This is a genomic window from Pantoea sp. X-Soil-ISGK-355 (genome assembly GCF_059730805.1).
The window spans coordinates 3,669,577-3,687,673 of record NZ_AP035971.1 but is presented as its reverse complement, the minus strand read 5'-3'; the positions used below and the strand labels follow the sequence as shown (position 1 = coordinate 3,687,673).

Sequence of the window (18,097 nt, the reverse complement as noted above, 5' to 3'; positions counted from 1 at the left end):
AGAGGTCCTTAAAAAAGCCCGCGCAGGCGGGCTGTTGAGGGGCGTTACAGGCAGACTTCAACCTGTCCGGCATTGACCCGCACCGGCCATGCCGCCACGGAGCGCGTTTCGTCCTCCATGCAGTAGCCATCGCTGAGGCGGAAATGCTGTTTCTTCAGCGGGCTGGCCACCCAGAGCGCATCCTGATGTTCGGCAATAATGCCGCGTGACAGCACGCTGGCATCGGCAAACGGATCGATATTGCTGATGGCATAAAGCTGCTCATCGTTGCGTGGACGGAAGATAGCCACCTGCTGACCTTTGACCAGCGCGCAGACGCCCGTGGCGGGCAGGATCTGCGTCAGCGGGCACACCGGATTCCACTGGCTCATGATTCGGTCTCCTCAATCAGTGTCACGGCAATGCGTTCTTCGGGGCGCGCCGGGCGATGCTGGTCGCGCTCTGCTACCCGTTGTACAGCGGGATCGCGCTGCGGCGAGTTGATAAAGTGGGCAAAGCGCGTCAGCTGGTTCTCATCTTCCAGCGTCGCCTGCCATTCACAGCAAACGCTGGCGCGCAGCGCGTCGAGCTGCTGTTCCATCTGGCTGTTAAGGCCAAGTTTGTCATCCACGATCACGCTACGCAGATAGTCGATGCCACCCTCCAGACTCTCCAGCCACAGCGAGGTGCGCTGCAAACGGTCGGCGGTGCGGATATAGAACATCATGAAGCGGTCGAGATAGCTGACCAGCGTCTGCTGATCGAGATCGGCCGCCAGCAGATCGCCATGACGCGGTTTCATGCCGCCGTTGCCGCAGACGTAGAGATTCCAGCCTTTTTCGGTAGCGATAATGCCGACATCTTTGCCCTGGGCTTCTGCGCATTCACGGGTGCAACCGGAGACACCAAACTTCATTTTGTGCGGTGTGCGGATGCCTTTATAGCGGTTCTCCAGCATTACGCCGAAGCCGAGGCTGTCGCCCACGCCGTAACGGCACCAGGCGCTGCCGACGCAGGTTTTCGCCATACGCAGTGCTTTAGCGTAGGCCTGACCGGTTTCAAATCCGGCCTCGATCAGCTGTGACCAGATAGCGGGCAGATCGTCTTTCTGCGCGCCAAACAAGCCGATGCGCTGCGAGCCGGTGATTTTGGTATAGAGCTGATAGCGTTCGGCGATCTCGCCAATCACCTTCAGTCCGTGCGGCGTGATTTCACCGCCGGGCGAGCGCGGGATCACCGAATAGGTGCCATCTTTCTGGATATTACCCAGATAGAGGTCGTTGCTGTCCTGCAACGGCGCGTGATGCGGCTTGAGTACGTATTCGTTCCAGCAGGAGGCGAGCAGAGACCCCACCGCAGGCTTGCATATTTCACAGCCGTAACCCTGCCCATAGCGGACCAGCAGTTCATCAAAGGTTTTGATCTCTTCCACCTGAATCAGGTGATAAAGCTCCTGGCGTGACCAGGCGAAGTGGGCACAAAGGTGGTTATTGACCTCAATGCCCTGACGGCTGAGTTCGCTGTTAAGTACCTGGGTAATAAGGGGAATACAGCCGCCGCAGCCCGTACCGGCTCGGGTGCTACTTTTCAGCGCGGCCACGGTGTGACAGCCACCCTGAACCGCTTTGATGATGTCGCCTTTGCTGACGTCGAAGCAGGAGCAGATTTGCGCGCTGTCAGGCAGGGAATCGACGCCGATGGCCGGTTTATCCCCGCTGCCCGCTGGCAGAATCAGTGCTTCCGGGTTATCCGGCAGCGTAATACCATTCAGCACCAGTTGCAGCAGGTTGCCATAGTCGCTGGTGTCGCCCACCAGCACCGCACCCAGCAGAGTTTTCTGATTTTCGCTGATAATCAGGCGTTTGTAGACCGATTTGCTTTCATCCAGCCAGACCACACTGCGTGCACCTGGCGTGGTACCGCGCGCATCGCCAATCCCACCGACATCGACACCCAGCAGCTTGAGTTTGGCGCTCATGTCCGCACCGGTAAACGCATTGTCGCGGCCCAGCAGATGGTCGCTGGCGACCTGCGCCATTTTATACCCCGGCGCCACCAGGCCATAGACGCGATTCTGCCAGGCGGCACACTCACCGATGGCGTAAATGGCGGGATCGCTGGTGCGGCACTGGTCATCAATGGCGATGCCGCCACGCGGACCCAGGGTTAATCCACACTGTTTTGCCAGTTTGTCCTGCGGGCGAATGCCGGTGGAGAAGACAATGAAATCGACCTCCAGCGCACTGCCGTCGGCGAACTGCAGCGTTTTGCCGCCGTGCTCGTGATGCACAATCTGTTGGGTGTTTTTGCCGGTGTGGACCCGCACGCCCATCTGCTCAATCTTACGACGCAACTGTTCCCCGCCTTGCTGATCGAGCTGTTCTGCCATCAGCACCGGCGCAAATTCAATAACGTGAGTTTCAATACCCAGATTTTTCAGCGCGCCCGCCGCTTCCAGTCCCAGCAGACCGCCGCCAATCACCGCACCGCGTTTGCTGCGGCGTGAGCAGGCTTCAATGGCATTGAGATCTTCGATGGTGCGGTAGACAAAGCAGTCGCTACCTTCGGCACCGTTAATCGGCGGGATCCATGGATAAGAGCCGGTGGCAAAAATCAGCGTGTCGTAGTGAACCGCGCGACCGGTGCTGGAGTGGATGAGCTTTTCATCACGGTTAATGGTGATAGCGCGCTCACCCAGCAGCAGATTGACCTGATGTTTGTCGTAATAGCCTTCACGAACCAGCGACAGCTCTTCGGCGGTGTGATGGGAGAAGTAAGCGGACAGATGGACACGGTCGTAGGCGACGCGGGGTTCTTCACAAAAGACGGTCAGCGAAAACTGGTCGGGTTCCGCTTTCTCAAGTAACTCTTCTATGAAGCGGTGGCCGACCATGCCGTTACCGATAACGACGACATTGTGCTTGCTCATTTTTGCCTCAAATTTGCGATATCTGCGGCTACAATAGCGCGCCCTTTCTGACGCTTATTGATATGTATCAACCACAACGCCATATACCTATTAAGAGGTATGTAGTTGATTTTAATTTGGTTTATCGGATGCGGCTAACCTGCTGAATATCCTGCATTGCTGCTGAGGGTATGAATCGTGTTAGTTTTAACCATACAGGTTAATCGGATAAGGAATCAGCCATGCTGTCACCCAAGTGGATCAATAATGTGCGTTTGCCCTGGCGGGAAGGGTTGTGGCAAATCGAAATCGCCGACGGAAAAATTGCCCGCATCTCAGCCCAGCCGCAGCAGCCTTCTCCGGTGGGACAATCGCTGGACGGCGAGGGCGGCTTAGCCTGCGCGCCCTTTATTGAGCCGCATATTCATCTGGATACCACCCAGACGGCGGGTGAACCGGCATGGAATCAGTCTGGCACGCTGTTTGAGGGGATTGAACGCTGGGCTGAGCGCAAGGCGCTGCTCAGCCACGAAGATGTGAAACAGCGGGCGTTGCAGACGCTGAAGTGGCAGATCGCCAACGGCATTCAGTTTGTGCGCACTCATGTTGACGTGTCAGACCCCTCACTGACGGCGCTGAAAGCGATGCTGGAGCTGAAAGCGGAGATGGCGCCCTGGATCACGATTCAGATAGTGGCGTTTCCCCAGGAGGGCATTCTCTCCTATCCCAACGGCGAAGCATTGCTGGAAGAAGCCTTGCGGCTGGGCGCGGATGTCGTCGGCGCCATACCGCACTACGAATTCACCCGCGAATATGGCGTCGAGTCGCTGCATAAAACTTTTGCGCTGGCTGACCGCTATGACCGGCTGATCGATGTTCACTGCGATGAGATCGATGATGAACAGTCGCGCTTTGTGGAAACCGTGGCGGCGCTGGCCCATCGCGACGGCAACGGCGCACGCGTGACGGCCAGTCATACCACCGCGATGCACTCTTACAATGGCGCGTACGCCTCACGACTTTTCCGGCTGCTGAAGCTGTCGGGCATTAACTTTGTCGCCAATCCGCTGGTCAATATTCACCTGCAGGGCCGCTTCGATACCTATCCCAGGCGGCGCGGCATTACGCGGGTAAAAGAGATGCTGGAGGCCGATATTAACGTCTGCTTCGGCCACGACGATGTGTTTGATCCCTGGTATCCGCTGGGGACCGCCAACATGCTGCAGGTGCTGCATATGGGATTACATGTCTGTCAGCTGATGGGCTATGAGCAGATTGATGCCGGTCTGGATCTGATTACGCACAACAGTGCGAAGACGATGCAGCTTGCAGGCTATGGCATTCAGAGCGGCAACGAGGCCAGTCTGATTATACTGCCAGCAGAGAGCGGTTTTGATGCGGTAAGAAGGCAGGTCCCGGTGCGCTATTCACTGCGTCGCGGTGTGGTCGTGGCGGAGACGAAGCCTGCAGAAAGCGAGATTTACTGGCGGGAACGGGAGCGCGTAAACTTCCGGCGTTAACGAGCAGGGCGGCGATCGCTCGCCGCCCTGAAGGATTAATGCGTGACGTGACCGTGAGTACGATGACGGCTGACAAAGCCGAGCAGGGCACACATTACAAATACCACGGCGTAGAGCGCGTTCGCCGTCGCCAGTGCGGTATGCACACCACTTTTCTCAACGATAGGCGCCGTGACCACAAAGGTCAGCATGGTGCCGACGGTGCCGCAGGTCAGAATGAAGTTCACCAGCTTCGGTGACGCCACTCTGGTCTGCAATGAACCCAGGGTGATGATGGTGGTGTAGATAGCACTTGAGCTGAAGCCAAGAATCATGATGATCCATTTCAGCATGCTGGCATCGTTGCTGCTGACGAACCAGTACATCAGTACGGTCGCCAGACCCGCCAGCACCATCAGAATGCGTTGCAGATCGAAGAAGCGCAGCAGGAAGCTGAAGGCCCACATACCCACCATATACGCCGTCCAGAAGCTGCCCACCAGTTGTCCGGCGTCATTGATATTCATGCCCATGACTTTGGTGGCATATTCCGGCACCCAGGAGATAAAGCCGAGCTGGCCCAGAATATAGCAGAGTGCCGCGACAGCCAGCAGCAGCACGCCCACACCCCATTTCTCTTTCTCAACCGTCGGGCTGTTTTCAGGCTTACGCAGTACCGGGAACTCCACAAACAGCGTCATGACGAAAATGGCGACGTAGATAACGCCGATGCAGACATAGACCCAGTACCACGGCAGCTGACGCGCCAGCAGAATGCCTGCCAGCACCGGAAACAGCGTGCCCGCCATGCTGAAGAAGGAGTCGGTAAACAGCAGGCGTGAACCGCGCTGACGGCCTTCATACAGGTGAGTGATCAGGAAGGTACCGATCGACATGGTGATGCCGCTGACCACACCCAGCACAAACATACAGAGCGAGAAGATGGTGAGATCGCGGCTGGTCATCAGCCCGATTATCGCCAGCACCATCAGGACGAAGCCGAAAATCAGCTGGCGCTTCAGTGGCACAATCACCATCAGCCAGGCGTTCAGGAAAACCGCCGCCAGGATGCCGCTGTTGAGGAAGGTGAAGGTATTACTCATGCTGGAGATGGGAATCTGGAAATCTTTTGCGATATCGCCCATTACCATGCCGGTAACGATCACCAGCGCGCCGGTCAGCGCGTAGGAGAAGAAGCTTATCCAGGTAAGGCCAATACGATTACGGTTTGTCATGTTCTGAACCTGTTGAGAACCGGGTGCCAAAAAGTGTCAGAAAGTGTAAACGGAACTGTGATCTTAATAAACAAGCAGTGAAACTACAGATCTAGATTTCATGTGTTGTGTGATTTTAATCACGCAATTAGGGTTGTTTAACGTTTGCTCAGTGCATTTGCCGCAACAGCGTAAATATAAGTAAAACGCTGGCTCATGGAATAGAGTCTCTTTACAATCAATCACGTTTTTGTGCCCGCTCTCCCAGGTAAGGAATCTTTCATGTTTAAACGTACTTTAACAGCGGCCATCACCCTGTTAGCGCTCTCTACCGTTTCCGCCCAGGCGCTGGCCGCAAAAGGTGACACCCACGTTCTGCTCACCACCTCCGCCGGCAATATCGAACTCGAACTGAATAACCAGAAAGCGCCGGTTTCTGTGAAAAACTTCGTTGATTACGTCAACAACGGTTTTTACAACAACACTATTTTTCATCGCGTGATCCCGGGCTTTATGGTGCAGGGTGGTGGCTTCACCACGGATATGCAGCAGAAGCAGACCAACGCGCCAATTAAAAACGAAGCGGACAATGGACTGCGTAACCTGCGCGGTACCATCTCTATGGCGCGTACCGCCGATAAAGACAGTGCCACCAGCCAGTTCTTCCTCAACGTCGCGGATAATGCGTTCCTCGACCACGGCCAGCGCGATTTTGGCTATGCCGTATTTGGTAAGATTGTGAAAGGTCAGGATGTGGTTGAAAAAATTTCTCAGGTTCCGACCAAAGATGTGGGTCCGTACCAGAATGTGCCGTCCAAACCGGTAGTTATCCTCTCCGCCAAAGTCCTGCCTTAACGCTTTTTGTCGCCATCTGCGGATGGCGACCGCCTGCCGCTTCCGGCAAAGCCAGAATTTGCTCTTATACTTAGGGCAAAAACCTGAGCAGGAGGCGGTATGGCGAACAAACTCACCGAAAAACAGAAGGTCACTCTGTGGCAACAGCGGCGTAGCGCCAGCTATCAGGCCAGCTGTCGGCTGGAAGGCTTCTCATCGAATGAAACCAGCGTAAACAGCGATGATGCAGCCGCGCGTCTGGCGTCACTGAGGAGGCAATATGGACTCTAATACCGCAGTGACCCAGGATCCCTACCTGTGGCAGCACGACAACGTGCTGAAAAACCTGCCCGATATTCATGATGCCGCCCAACTGCGTAAGGCGGAGCTGAGCTTCAGTGCAGCGCGTGCCGCCACCCTGGAACTGGGACCGCGTAATCCCGGATTGCCTTACCTGCGCCAGATCCATCGCACGCTGTTCCAGGACGTTTACAGCTGGGCCGGCGAACTGCGCACCATCGATATCTGGCGAGATGAAACGCCGTTCTGCCATTTTGAATATATCGAAAAGGAAGGCAACGCGCTGATGGCTGCGCTGGAAGAGGAGAAAGGACTCGCTGAGTTGCCGCGCGACGCGTTTATTCAGCGCATCGCCCACTACTACTGCGAAATCAATATGCTGCATCCTTTCCGTCATGGAAATGGCCGGGCACAGCGGATTTTCTTTGAACAGCTGGCGCTGCATGCCGGTTATCTGCTGTCGTGGGAAGAGACGGACGCGGAGAGCTGGAAAGCTGCTAATCAGGCGGGTGTAGCCGGCGATCTGACGCCGCTGGAGCAGGTGTTTGCGAAAGTGGTGAGTGAGGCGGCTTAACCGCGTAGAATAACGGCGCGGTTTATCATTCTGGACGCGTCATGCTGCTGCTTATCGACAATTACGACTCCTTTACCTGGAATCTTTATCAATATTTCTGCGAGCTGGGCGCGCAGGTTCAGGTGGTGCGCAATGATGCCATCACCCTGGAGCAGATGGCAGCGTTACCGCTGACCCATCTGGTGATCTCTCCTGGCCCCTGCACGCCGTCAGAGTCGGGCATCTCGCTGGCGGCGATTCGGCATTTCGCCGGTAACGTGCCGGTGCTGGGTGTCTGCCTGGGCCATCAGGCGATCGCGCAGGCCTATGGCGCGCAGGTCGTGCGAGCCCGTCAGGTGATGCACGGCAAAACCTCCGCGATTCAGCACACCGGTCAGGGCGTGTTCCGCAATCTCAATAATCCCCTTACCGTTACCCGTTATCACTCGCTGATTGTGCAGCGCGACTCTCTGCCCGACGCATTCGAGGTAACGGCCTGGACGGTACGTGACGGCGAGCCTGACGAAATTATGGGGTTTCGCCATAAAACCCTGGCGCTGGAAGGCGTGCAGTTCCATCCCGAAAGCATTCTCAGCGAGCAGGGACATCAGCTGCTGCGCAATTTCCTTACGCAATAAGTTGCCTTTGAGTGATTTTTTATGCATATTTTGTGATTATTATTTCAATTCAGTACGACAATCATTCAGATGGAGTTACTAATGGCAGCCGAAAAAATTGCGGTCACGCGGGAGACGTTCGATAACGTTATTTTGCCTGTTTATGCACCTGCGCAGTTTGTGCCGGTAAAAGGCAAGGGCAGTCGCGTATGGGATCAGCAGGGCAAAGAGTATATCGACTTCTCGGGTGGTATTGCTGTTACCGCACTTGGACACTGCCATCCTGCGCTGGTGGAAACACTGAAAAGCCAGGGCGAGACGCTGTGGCACACCAGCAATGTCTTTACCAACGAACCGGCACTGCGTCTCGCCAGTAAGCTCATTCAGGCGACCTTTGCCGATCGCGTCTTCTTCGCCAACTCCGGTGCCGAAGCCAATGAAGCTGCGTTTAAGCTGGCGCGCTACTATGCCTGCAAACGTCACAGTCCGTTCAAAAGTAAAATCATCGCGTTTCATAATGCTTTTCATGGCCGGACGCTGTTTACCGTTACGGTCGGCGGCCAGCCAAAATATTCTGACGGATTCGGTCCGAAACCGGCGGATATTGTCCACGTGCCGTTCAATGACCTGGATGCTGTAAAAGCGGTCATTGACGATCACACCTGCGCCATTGTGGTTGAACCGATTCAGGGTGAGGGCGGCGTCATGCCTGCGACGCAGGAATTTATGCAGGGACTGCGTGCGCTTTGCGATCAGCATCAGGCGCTGCTGGTACTGGACGAAGTGCAGAGCGGCATGGGACGCAGCGGCAAGCTGTTCGCCTATGAGCATTATGGCGTCCAGCCCGATATCCTGACTTCAGCCAAAGCGCTGGGCGGCGGTTTCCCGGTCAGCGCCATGCTGACCACCAACGAGATTGCTTCAACCATGGCACCGGGCGTGCATGGCACCACCTATGGCGGCAACCCGCTCGCCTGTGCCATTGCCGAAACCGCGCTGGATATTATCAACACGCCGGAGGTGCTGGCGGGCGTAGAGATGCGTCGCCAGCACTTTGTCACGGCGCTGCAGGCTATTGACGCGAAGTATGACCTGTTCAGTGACATTCGCGGCAAAGGTCTGCTGATTGGCGCGGCACTGAAACCTCAGCATGCCGGCAGGTCGCGCGACATTCTGAATGCCGCCGCCGCTGCAGGTGTGATGGTGCTGGTAGCTGGCACCGATGTGATGCGTTTTGCCCCGTCGCTGATCATCGAACCGGCCGACATTGAAGAGGGCATGAGCCGCTTCGCCACCGCCGTCGGCAAAGTGCTTAACGGCTAGCTTAGTTTTTACGTAAGCGTCTGATCAGCCAGCGGCCATGTTGCGGTCGCTGGTTCCACGCCAGCGATGAAATGGTGTACATCACGCTCAGATGATCGAGAATGCGCCGCACATGCTGCTCCACCACAGTAATCGGTCCCTCACTGATGTTTTCCAGGTCATCCAGCAGATTCACCTGTGAGCTTTCACCATCATATTCCAGCCGCTGCTGACACCGCTGCAGCGCAATTTCGCAGGATTGCAGATAGCGTTGAGCCAGCGAGGCGGTCAGCATAGTGTGCTCGCGCGCCAGAATCGTTATCGCATTGATATGCTCGACAATAAACTGACTGTGGGTGACCCAGAGCCGCATATCACTCAGGTAACGGGAGTTGAACGCGGGTTCCTGCATTGCCTGATTCAGTGAGTTAAACAGCGCATTGTGCGCCTGATTAACCTTCACGCGCTGATAAGCCAGTTTCTCTGGCGACTGTTCGTCGCCCAGTAACAGCCGCAGCGCATCCTGATAGGTTTCCAGCGCGTCGTGGGCGTTCTGCCGTAGTAAGCCGCTCTGCCACTGCGGCCACAGCCACAGCATCCCACCAAAGGCGATCAGACAGCCCATCAGCGTATCCATCAATCGCGGCAGCAGAAACTGCGCGCCATTCAGTGACAGCAGTTGCAGCGAGTAAACTGCCGTGACCGTAAAGCCAATCATCGACCAGCCATAGAACTGGCGGGTAAAGCGATAGCTGATAAAGGTTATCGCCAGCATGATCAGCAGCACCAGTGACTCCGGTACCGCGAGCCGCAGCGTAGCGGCCGCGATGACCAGGCCGGCAAAGGTGCCCAGCGCCCGGTGCTGGATACGGACGCGGGTGGCGCTGTAGCCGTTCTGGCTGACGAACATAATGGTCATCAGGATCCAGTAGGGTTTAGGGATGTTGAAGAACAGCGCCAGCGCGCTGCCCAGCATCAGCATCACCGCAAAGCGACCCGCCGTGCGCAGCGACGACGAGCGAAACGAGAGATAACTGCGCAGCGCCGGTAACAGCGGCAGGCGGCGCTGGCGGTCTGCCATCAGATCGCGCTGGTAAAGCGGTTTCTGGGTGCGTAGCACCCGCGCAATGCGGTTGAAGTGATAAAGGCAGAAGTTACCCACCGGATTATCGGGATGCTGATGGGCAATTTTCTCCAGTGCGCCGAGCTGTTTATCCATCGCAAAGCGGTCGGGTAACTGGTGATAAAGAATGTTATCTGCCAGCACCCGCAGCCGGGCCGAGATGGTTTTGGCATTCCAGCGGATCACCGCTTCAGCATGGCTTTGCTCCACCAGCTTCTGGACTTCTTCCGGCCGATGCAGGCTGACCGAGATATGCTCCTGCAGATCGAGGGCCACCTGGAAAGCGCGCGTCAGCCTTTTATGGCTGTGATCGCGGCTTGCCGACAGCATATGCATCTGCTGATAACAGGTGTTAATCAGATCGACCACTTTCTGCTGACGGGCCAGCAGTGGCGGCAGCGCCTTTTCCGGATCGGTCAGCTGCGTCAGCAGGGTGTATTTCGCGTCGCAGTAGTTAGCCAGCTCGCGGTAGATCAGGCTCAGGCTTTCGCGCATTGGCTGCTCTTTCCACAGCCAGAACCAGAACCAGTTAAACAGCCCGTACCACAGCGTGCCGCCGATATAGAGCAGCGGGGTGACATAGATGGGCATGCGGCCAATCAGGCTCAGGGTAAAGATGGCGGCAATCAGGGTGCCGGGCAGCAGACGGCCATGCAGCGGGCTGATCTCACCCGTGACGCCGAGCAGCAAAGGCATAGCGAAGAGGATCAGCGGCAGTGGAATCGCATGCAGGGTGAGCCACTGGATCAGAAAGCTGCCGAGGGCAAACAGGCTACCGCCCACAATCAGACGTTTGAAAAAGCGTTTATGCGGCGTATCGAGACCGGCGATATTGCAGCAGGCGGGCACTAATGAGAACAGCAGACCTTTTTGCAGGTCGCCAGCCAGCCAGCCCAGCGCCACCGGCAGACAGAGCACCAGCGTTTGCCGCAAGGCATAATTGACTTCAGGATGGTAAATGATTCGACGCCACATCGGCCCAACACAAACAATAACGGCGTGATGTTGCCATCACGCCGTGGATGACAGGAATTAGCGGGTGCCGTAAACGACGATGGTTTTGCCGTGTGCGGAGATCAGGTTCTGATCTTCCAGCATCTTCAAAATACGGCCCACGGTTTCACGTGAACAACCCACAATCTGACCAATTTCCTGACGAGTGATTTTAATTTGCATGCCGTCGGGATGCGTCATGGCATCTGGCTGCTTCGCCAGGTTAAGCAGAGTCTGTGCAATGCGGCCGGTAACGTCGAGGAAAGCGAGGTTACCCACTTTTTCAGACGTCACCTGCAGGCGACGCGCCATCTGCGATGAGAGTCGCATCAGGATATCGGGGTTAACCTGGATCAACTGACGGAATTTCTTGTAAGAAATCTCCGCCACTTCGCACGCGCTTTTCGCACGTACCCAGGCGCTGCGTTCCTGACCTTCTTCGAACAGGCCAAGCTCACCAATAAAATCGCCCTGATTCAGGTAGGAAAGAATCATCTCTTTGCCTTCTTCATCTTTAATCAGAACCGCGACGGAACCTTTCACGATGTAGTAAAGCGTTTCTGCTTTTTCACCTTGGTGAATCAGCGTACTTTTGGATGGATACTTGTGAATATGGCAATGGGACAGGAACCATTCGAGTGTAGGGTCTGTTTGCGGTTTGCCGAGAACCATTCGCTATTATCCTCTGTTGTAATCGTGCCCAAAATACAGGGGGCAGTTTTCCCTGTCAGGCGGTGAAAGCTTCAAGCGTTTCCTTTTCAGGAAATTATTCGGGCCGCATCAGGCGCAGTGCGCATCATTCTTCCCGGCTTCGCCATCGGGTGACGAAAAATATTTTCAGCACTGTTTGTAGCACAGCTTTTGCCGACTGTCTTCTGTTGTCTCGCTTCAGCTACAGGCGGATTTCTCTGGATTGCTGTTTACCAGGCGAAAGCGTACTCTGGCGACAAAACAGCGTATTCCGGAGCAAAAATCATGCAGGCAAGAGTGAAATGGGTAGAAGGGCTGACATTCCTTGGAGAATCCTCATCCGGCCATCAGATACTGATGGATGGCAATTCAGGTGATAAAGCGCCCAGCCCAATGGAAATGGTGCTGATGGCGGCAGGTGGATGCAGCGCGATTGACGTGGTATCAATTCTGCAAAAAGGCCGCAACGATGTGGCTGATTGTGAAGTAAAACTGACCTCAGAACGTCGTGAAGAGGCGCCGCGAATCTTTACGCACATCAACCTGCATTTTATCGTGAGTGGCAAAGCGCTCCAGGATAAAGCGGTCTCACGCGCGGTCGATCTTTCGGCTGAAAAATATTGCTCGGTGGCCATCATGCTGGGTAAAGGCGTCAACATTACGCATAGCTATGAAGTGATCGAACTTTAGTAGCCGCAGGGGTTATTGCAGACCTGCTAACTTCACTTCCAGTATCTGATGCAGGTTGCTTTAAGACTGTGCCTGGTCCGGAAATCCGCTTTGAGATTGTGCCTGCGTTGTGAACAGGGTCAGAGCGGTTTGTGTCGGTCCGCTGTCAGATTGTGCCTGCATAGGGAATCCGCGTTGATACTGTGCCTGCGCTGGGAACCGGGTCAGATCGGAAAGTCGCTTAAGCCAATCCCTGGCCGCTCGTCCCGCGCCGTCCCTGGCGCGGGACGCTTTCCTTTTCTGACCCGGTTCCCTGCGTGTTAAGCATTTTCGCTGCTGTCAGATTGATCCTGCATTGGCATTAGTCTGGAAAGGCCCTTTTGACCTCTTACTCTATCCGCTTACCTTCCATCAGCCGCTTCACCAGCGGACCCATGATCAACTCCATCGCCAGACCCATTTTGCCGCCGGGCACCACCAGCGTATTGATGTGCGAGATAAACGAGCCCTGCAGCATTGCCAGCAGGTAGGGGAAGTCGATATCTTCCAGCGCCTGAAAGTGGATCACCACAAAACTCTCATCCAGTGACGGAATGGCGCGGGCTGCGAACGGGTTGGAGGTATCGATGGTTGGAACGCGCTGAAAGTTGATATGGGTGCGTGAAAACTGCGGTGTGATGTAGTTGATGTAATCTTCCATTGAGCGCACCACGGAATCCATTACGGCTTCACGTGAATGACCGCGCTCGCCAGTGTCGCGTACCAGCTTCTGAATCCACTCCAGGTTAACAATCGGTACCACGCCCACCAGCAGATCGACCTGTTCCGCCACGTTGTGCTGCGCTGTCACCACACCGCCATGCAATCCTTCATAAAAAAGAATATCGGTGTTCTGCGGTAGCGGCTGCCAGGGTGTAAAAGTGCCGGGCACCTGATTCCACGGCACCGCCTCATCGTAAGTGTGCAGATATTTACGCGACTGCCCCTCCCCGCTGAGACCATACTCTTTAAAGCTCTGCTCCAGCAGGCCAAAGTCATTGGCTTCCGGGCCAAAGTAGCTGACATGACGTCCCAGATCGCGTGCCTTACGAATCGCCATATCCATTTCAGGGCGGGTAAAGCGGTGAAAACTGTCACCTTCCAGCTCCGCCGCATGCAGGTCAAGCTGCTGAAAAATTTTGCGGAACGCCAGGCTGGTGGTGGTGGTTCCTGCGCCGCTGGAACCGGTCACCGCGATAATGGGATGACGTGCAGACATAGAAAAGCTCCCTGTGAGGTCGGACGATGAGCATTGTTATCATGAAAGGGTGCCGGGTGCATCAGCCACGAAATTCTTTACGCGGCATGATATTGACCGATTCATGCAGTTCCGACCACACCAGCACCACTTCACCGGTTTCCAGCTGGCGTCGCACATCAGCCACCTTGTCCAGCAGGCTACGTTCATGCTCGCCATAGTCAGTGCCTTCACGCAGCACAAAGGTTTCAATCAGATTTTCAAGGGTCTCAGGAGAGACCTGTTGCCAGGGAATAATCACGAGATCAGGTATCCAGAAAAGGGGCGATCCACTGCGGGATGCGCTGTTCCAGCCACATTTCGGGCTGGCGTAACGTCCCGCCGACGAAACCGACGTGGCCGCCGTGTGGTGTCAGTTGATAAGTAATAGTGGCAGATAATTGGCTGCTGTGCGGAATCACCTCATCACTCATAAAGGGATCGTCTTTGGCGTGGATGATTAGCAGCGGTTTCTCTGCGCGTTTGAGCCAGGGCATGGCGCTGGCCCGATGATAGTAATCGGCCGCATCGACAAAACCGTGGGCGCGGGCGGTAATCGCATCATCAAAATCGCGCAGTCGCCGCAGCGCTTTTAACTGCGCCAGATTGACCGGCAGCGTATCCGGCCAGGCGTGCAGTTTGCGGCGGGCATTTTTCTTCAGCTGCGCCAGCAAATAGTATTGATAGAAGCGTGAAAAGCCATGTTCCAGTTTTACGCTACATGGCTCCAGCAGCAGTGGGGCGGAGACAATGACGCCTGCCTCCACTTCGGCAGCTGCGCCCTGCTGGCCCAGCAGGCAGCCCAGCATATTGCCGCCTAGCGAAAAACCGACGGCCACGGTCGGCACCTGGCCCCAGCGGGTACGCAGCCAGTGCAGAAAAAAGCGGGCATCTTCCGTTTCGCCGGAATGATAGATGCGATTGAGCCGGTTGGGTTTGCCGCTGCAGCCGCGAAAATGCATCACTACCGCCAGCCAGCCGCGCGCGCGGCAGATCGCCATCAGGCCATGAATATAGGGGCTGTGAAAGCTGCCCTCCAGCCCATGAAACAGCACGACGCGCGGCTTATTCTGCGCCTGTTGGGGATCTTCGCTCCAGGCGAGATCGACAAAATCGCCATCCGGCAGATCGAGTCGCTGCCAGTAAGGCGCGAACGTGACACGGCGACGCAGCAGGCGCGGCAGCATTGTCTGCAGGTGGGCGTTACGCAGGCTGTCAGGCGGCGTGAACTGCTCGTTTTCCGGTCCGGTAAATTTCATGTGGTAAAAGCTTGTCTGTTCCATATCTCACTGTTAGCTTCGATAAGTTTTTTCTTGCAGGGGTAAGGAGTACCCGATTGTCATGGAACTCAGTCTTTTTTTATCAATGTTGGGCTTTCTTTGGGTCGCGGCGATTACGCCCGGGCCTAATAATATGTTACTCACCGCCTCAGGCGCTAATTTTGGCTTTATGCGCACCATTCCGCTGATGATCGGCATCATGATTGGTATGCAGGTGATGCTGCTGATGGTGGCCTTTGGCGTAGGCGGTCTGATCCTGCTTTATCCTTCGTTGCACCTGGTGCTGAAAATCGCCGGTAGCCTCTATCTGCTCTGGCTGGCATGGAAAATCGCTACCGCCAGTTATGAAAAGCTGGAAACTGACCAGGCGCCGGATGCGCCGATGCCGTTCTGGCAGGGTGGGCTGCTGCAGCTGATCAATCCAAAGGCCTGGCTGATGGCACTGGGCGCGGTCGCCAGCTTCAGTCTGGCCGGTGATGCGTATCGCCATTCGGTGATGGCGATAAGCGTCGGTATGTTTCTGGTTAATCTCGTCTCGGGCGTGATCTGGATGGGATTTGGCGCGATGATCGGCCGCATTCTGCGCAGCCGTCGTGCCTGGAAAATCTTTAACCTCGCTATGGGGCTACTGACTGCGGCCTGCGTGCTGTTAATCTGGCATTAAGTCAGCTGGATGCGCGTTCAACGCGCGTCCAGGGCAGCACTTCACGGATGACCGGCGCATTCGGATTACGGATCTTCTGCAGCAGCAGCTGCACGCTGCGCGCGCCCAGCTGGTTCATCGGTTGCTCGATGGTGGTCAGCGGCGGATTCAGGCTGCGGGTAAACGGCACGCCATCGAACCCGACGACCGCCAGATCTTCCGGCACGCGCAGACCTGCTTCCAGTGCCGCATGTACCACGCCCACCGCCAATACATCTGATACCGCAAACACCGCATCCGGCGGTTCCGGCAGCGCCATCAACTCCCGCAGCCCCTGACTGCCTGCTTCAGGGGAGATCTCACAGGTATAAGAGACGCCGGACCACGCATACCCCAGCTCCTCAATCGCCTGCCGGTAGCCTTTTTCACGATGATGCGAGTAGAGGTAGCGCATGTCGCCATTGACCAGCCCGATGCGTTTACGCCCTTTACCGGCGAGGTAATGGACGGTGTCACGCGCCGCTTCAAGGTGATCAATGCTGACTGAGGAGGCGGGGATGTCGGGATTAAATTCACAGCACTGCACCCAGGGGGCTCCGGCGATCAGCGCCTGCAAATCCTGTAAGCCGGAGGCCGCATCCATGGTAATTACACCATCCACCACTTTGCCGGTCAGCAAACTCAGATAGGCGGCTTCGCGCTGAAGCTGCGAGGCGGAGTTACAGAGCAGGATATGATAGCCGTGCAGTTCCGCTTCGGCCTCAATGCCCTGAACCACGCGTGAACAGAAGGGGTTAGTGATATCCGAGATCAGCACCAGCAGCATGTTGCTTTGCGCCGTACGCAGCTGACGCGCCAGCAGATTGGGCTGATAGTCGCAGGCAGAGATTGCCGCCAGAACTTTCTCACGCGTATCGGGCTTTACGCCGGGATGCGCGTTGAGAACCCGCGATACCGTGGCTTTGGAGACGCCAGCCAGCTGAGCGACTTTCTCGATCGACATCGGATACAGAGACCTTAACAGGCAAAAATTGGTAACGCATATCAATAGCACAGGGACAATGTGAGCGCCTGACATTTTTGCTTACTTTAGCTATTTTCAGCATTTGCGATTTTTGACTTAGTTTTGCAGATAGTGATCTAAGAACTTATTTCTATTAGGGATAATTTTTAATTCCTTTATGAAACTATAGGGGCCATAGACACTGCCTCCACGATAAAAACGGTGGGGTAAGGATCATGGCAGCAACACGTTTAACTTTTTTAGCCGCAGCGCTGGCGCTGCTGGCGTTTCAGGCTGATGCGGTCAATGTCACCGTGGCGTACCAGACCTCCGCCGAACCCGCGAAAGTGGCGCAGGCTGACAACAGTTTTGCGAAAGAGAGCGGGGCCAGCGTTGACTGGCGTAAGTTTGACAGCGGCGCAGGCGTCTTACGCGCACTGGCTTCCGGCGACGTGCAGATTGGCAACATCGGTTCCAGCCCGTTAGCGGTTGCGGCGGCGCAGAAGCTGCCGATTGAAGCATTCTTACTCGCCTCTCAGCTGGGTAACTCTGAAGCGCTGGTGGTGAAAAAGAACATTACTACTCCCAAAGATCTTATCGGCAAACGCATCGCGGTGCCGTTCATCTCCACCACCCACTACAGCCTGCTGGCCGCACTGAAGCACTGGGGTATTACGCCGTCGCAGGTGCAGCTGGTGAACCTGCAGCCGCCTGCGATTATCGCGGCCTGGCAGCGTGGCGATATTGATGGTGCCTATGTCTGGGCCCCTGCAGTCAATGAGCTGGAGAAAGAGGGCAAAGTGTTAACCGACTCTGCGGAAGTGGGGAGCTGGGGTTCGCCGACGCTGGACGTCTGGGTAGTACGCAAAGATTTTGCCGAACAGCATCCCGAGATCGTCACCGCTTTTGCCCGCAGCGCGATCGATGCGCAGCAGGCCTATCTTAACAGTCCCGACAGCTGGCTGAAGCAGCCCGATAACCTCAGCAAACTCTCACGCCTCAGTGGCGTGCCGGAAGCGCAGGTTCCCGGTCTGGTGAAGGGCAATACCTACCTGACGGCGCAGCAGCAGGTTGAGCAGCTGGGTAAACCGGTCAATAAGGCGATCGTCGATACCGCGCAGTTCCTGAAAGCGCAGGGCCGGGTGCCGCAGGCAGATAACGACTACAGCAGTTATGTAACCTCCCGCTTCGTCGCGCCATTAGTTAAACCATAA

Annotated in this window: 18 protein-coding genes; 9 read left to right on the top strand and 9 right to left on the bottom strand. The window is 56.0% G+C overall.

Annotation, left to right across the window (positions count from 1 at the left end; genetic code table 11):
• Nucleotides 1-44: 44 nt before the first annotated feature.
• Together nirD and nirB are read right to left on the bottom strand one after the other, a co-directional pair.
• On the bottom strand, nt 45-371 hold the full coding sequence (nirD, locus tag AC6I8J_RS17010) for a nitrite reductase small subunit NirD (RefSeq protein WP_159227114.1): 327 nt from the start codon (nt 369-371) through the stop codon (nt 45-47).
• Nucleotides 368-2,908 carry a nitrite reductase large subunit NirB gene (gene nirB, locus AC6I8J_RS17005; protein WP_497825587.1) on the bottom strand — a complete coding sequence of 847 codons (2,541 nt, stop codon included), beginning with the start codon at nt 2,906-2,908 and terminating at the stop codon, nt 368-370. The genes nirD and nirB overlap by 4 nt, the downstream gene beginning before the upstream one ends.
• A 221-nt stretch (nt 2,909-3,129) precedes the next feature.
• On the opposite strand from nirB, the gene AC6I8J_RS17000 reads away from it, so the two are divergent.
• Entirely contained in the window at nt 3,130-4,407 is a 1,278-nt protein-coding gene (locus tag AC6I8J_RS17000; protein ID WP_497825586.1) for a cytosine deaminase, read from the top strand.
• Between the two features lie 35 nt (nt 4,408-4,442).
• Here AC6I8J_RS17000 and tsgA read toward each other — a convergent pair whose 3' ends face one another.
• Nucleotides 4,443-5,621, bottom strand: a complete 1,179-nt coding sequence (tsgA, locus tag AC6I8J_RS16995; RefSeq protein ID WP_222924913.1) for an MFS transporter TsgA — start codon at nt 5,619-5,621, stop codon at nt 4,443-4,445.
• Between the two features lie 261 nt (nt 5,622-5,882).
• On the opposite strand from tsgA, the gene ppiA reads away from it, so the two are divergent.
• The 5 genes from ppiA to argD all read left to right on the top strand — a co-directional run bounded on the left by ppiA (nt 5,883) and on the right by argD (nt 9,227).
• Nucleotides 5,883-6,455: a peptidylprolyl isomerase A gene (gene ppiA, locus AC6I8J_RS16990; RefSeq protein WP_150011056.1), complete on the top strand. Its 573-nt coding sequence runs from the start codon at nt 5,883-5,885 to the stop codon at nt 6,453-6,455.
• 99 nt (nt 6,456-6,554) lie between these two features.
• Complete coding sequence (locus tag AC6I8J_RS16985; protein ID WP_090966735.1) at nt 6,555-6,725, top strand: YhfG family protein; 171 nt, start codon at nt 6,555-6,557, stop codon at nt 6,723-6,725.
• Nucleotides 6,715-7,308: a putative adenosine monophosphate-protein transferase Fic gene (locus AC6I8J_RS16980; RefSeq protein ID WP_161733658.1), complete on the top strand. Its 594-nt coding sequence runs from the start codon at nt 6,715-6,717 to the stop codon at nt 7,306-7,308. Before AC6I8J_RS16985 ends, AC6I8J_RS16980 begins: the two co-directional genes overlap by 11 nt.
• A 41-nt stretch (nt 7,309-7,349) precedes the next feature.
• Nucleotides 7,350-7,925, top strand: coding sequence for an aminodeoxychorismate/anthranilate synthase component II (locus AC6I8J_RS16975; protein ID WP_497825585.1), 576 nt, complete (start codon nt 7,350-7,352; stop codon nt 7,923-7,925).
• 81 nt (nt 7,926-8,006) lie between these two features.
• Nucleotides 8,007-9,227: a bifunctional acetylornithine/succinyldiaminopimelate transaminase gene (gene argD / locus AC6I8J_RS16970; RefSeq protein ID WP_497825584.1), complete on the top strand. Its 1,221-nt coding sequence runs from the start codon at nt 8,007-8,009 to the stop codon at nt 9,225-9,227.
• Nucleotide 9,228: 1 nt separating this feature from the next.
• On the opposite strand, the gene AC6I8J_RS16965 is transcribed toward argD, so the two are convergent.
• A complete protein-coding gene (locus tag AC6I8J_RS16965) occupies nt 9,229-11,304 on the bottom strand; it encodes a YccS/YhfK family putative transporter (RefSeq protein ID WP_440829876.1) in 2,076 nt (691 codons plus the stop codon).
• 57 nt (nt 11,305-11,361) lie between these two features.
• A complete protein-coding gene (gene crp, locus AC6I8J_RS16960; protein ID WP_003852956.1) occupies nt 11,362-11,994 on the bottom strand; it encodes a cAMP-activated global transcriptional regulator CRP in 633 nt (210 codons plus the stop codon).
• A 303-nt stretch (nt 11,995-12,297) separates the two neighbouring features.
• On the opposite strand from crp, the gene AC6I8J_RS16955 reads away from it, so the two are divergent.
• A complete protein-coding gene (locus AC6I8J_RS16955; protein WP_010253071.1) occupies nt 12,298-12,702 on the top strand; it encodes an OsmC family protein in 405 nt (134 codons plus the stop codon).
• A 367-nt stretch (nt 12,703-13,069) separates the two neighbouring features.
• Here the strand turns inward: AC6I8J_RS16955 and AC6I8J_RS16950 are convergent, their stop codons facing one another.
• The 3 genes from AC6I8J_RS16950 to AC6I8J_RS16940 all read right to left on the bottom strand — a co-directional run bounded on the left by AC6I8J_RS16950 (nt 13,070) and on the right by AC6I8J_RS16940 (nt 15,240).
• Nucleotides 13,070-13,939 carry a phosphoribulokinase gene (locus AC6I8J_RS16950; RefSeq protein WP_222924918.1) on the bottom strand — a complete coding sequence of 290 codons (870 nt, stop codon included), beginning with the start codon at nt 13,937-13,939 and terminating at the stop codon, nt 13,070-13,072.
• A gap of 61 nt (nt 13,940-14,000) precedes the next feature.
• Nucleotides 14,001-14,219, bottom strand: a complete 219-nt coding sequence (locus tag AC6I8J_RS16945) for a YheU family protein (protein WP_013359263.1) — start codon at nt 14,217-14,219, stop codon at nt 14,001-14,003.
• A gap of 4 nt (nt 14,220-14,223) precedes the next feature.
• On the bottom strand, nt 14,224-15,240 hold the full coding sequence (locus tag AC6I8J_RS16940) for a hydrolase (protein ID WP_161733648.1): 1,017 nt from the start codon (nt 15,238-15,240) through the stop codon (nt 14,224-14,226).
• 58 nt (nt 15,241-15,298) lie between these two features.
• Between AC6I8J_RS16940 and AC6I8J_RS16935 the strand changes: the two genes are divergently transcribed.
• Nucleotides 15,299-15,901 (top strand): LysE family translocator, encoded by a 603-nt coding sequence (locus AC6I8J_RS16935; RefSeq protein WP_161733646.1) that lies wholly within the window; start codon nt 15,299-15,301, stop codon nt 15,899-15,901.
• 1 nt (nt 15,902) lies between these two features.
• Here the strand turns inward: AC6I8J_RS16935 and AC6I8J_RS16930 are convergent, their stop codons facing one another.
• Nucleotides 15,903-16,883, bottom strand: coding sequence for a LacI family DNA-binding transcriptional regulator (locus tag AC6I8J_RS16930; RefSeq protein ID WP_161733644.1), 981 nt, complete (start codon nt 16,881-16,883; stop codon nt 15,903-15,905).
• A gap of 236 nt (nt 16,884-17,119) precedes the next feature.
• Here AC6I8J_RS16930 and tauA point away from each other — a divergent pair, with 236 nt between their 5' ends.
• A complete protein-coding gene (gene tauA, locus AC6I8J_RS16925) occupies nt 17,120-18,097 on the top strand; it encodes a taurine ABC transporter substrate-binding protein (RefSeq protein WP_161733642.1) in 978 nt (325 codons plus the stop codon).

Coding starts and splice junctions, on each gene's coding strand:
- nirD (WP_159227114.1), bottom strand. CDS start 371: ATGAGCCAGTGGAATCCGGTGTGCCCGCTGACGCAGATCCTGCCCGCC.
- nirB (WP_497825587.1), bottom strand. CDS start 2,908: ATGAGCAAGCACAATGTCGTCGTTATCGGTAACGGCATGGTCGGCCAC.
- AC6I8J_RS17000 (WP_497825586.1), top strand. CDS start 3,130: ATGCTGTCACCCAAGTGGATCAATAATGTGCGTTTGCCCTGGCGGGAA.
- tsgA (WP_222924913.1), bottom strand. CDS start 5,621: ATGACAAACCGTAATCGTATTGGCCTTACCTGGATAAGCTTCTTCTCC.
- ppiA (WP_150011056.1), top strand. CDS start 5,883: ATGTTTAAACGTACTTTAACAGCGGCCATCACCCTGTTAGCGCTCTCT.
- AC6I8J_RS16985 (WP_090966735.1), top strand. CDS start 6,555: ATGGCGAACAAACTCACCGAAAAACAGAAGGTCACTCTGTGGCAACAG.
- AC6I8J_RS16980 (WP_161733658.1), top strand. CDS start 6,715: ATGGACTCTAATACCGCAGTGACCCAGGATCCCTACCTGTGGCAGCAC.
- AC6I8J_RS16975 (WP_497825585.1), top strand. CDS start 7,350: ATGCTGCTGCTTATCGACAATTACGACTCCTTTACCTGGAATCTTTAT.
- argD (WP_497825584.1), top strand. CDS start 8,007: ATGGCAGCCGAAAAAATTGCGGTCACGCGGGAGACGTTCGATAACGTT.
- AC6I8J_RS16965 (WP_440829876.1), bottom strand. CDS start 11,304: ATGTGGCGTCGAATCATTTACCATCCTGAAGTCAATTATGCCTTGCGG.
- crp (WP_003852956.1), bottom strand. CDS start 11,994: ATGGTTCTCGGCAAACCGCAAACAGACCCTACACTCGAATGGTTCCTG.
- AC6I8J_RS16955 (WP_010253071.1), top strand. CDS start 12,298: ATGCAGGCAAGAGTGAAATGGGTAGAAGGGCTGACATTCCTTGGAGAA.
- AC6I8J_RS16950 (WP_222924918.1), bottom strand. CDS start 13,939: ATGTCTGCACGTCATCCCATTATCGCGGTGACCGGTTCCAGCGGCGCA.
- AC6I8J_RS16940 (WP_161733648.1), bottom strand. CDS start 15,240: ATGGAACAGACAAGCTTTTACCACATGAAATTTACCGGACCGGAAAAC.
- AC6I8J_RS16935 (WP_161733646.1), top strand. CDS start 15,299: ATGGAACTCAGTCTTTTTTTATCAATGTTGGGCTTTCTTTGGGTCGCG.
- AC6I8J_RS16930 (WP_161733644.1), bottom strand. CDS start 16,883: ATGTCGATCGAGAAAGTCGCTCAGCTGGCTGGCGTCTCCAAAGCCACG.
- tauA (WP_161733642.1), top strand. CDS start 17,120: ATGGCAGCAACACGTTTAACTTTTTTAGCCGCAGCGCTGGCGCTGCTG.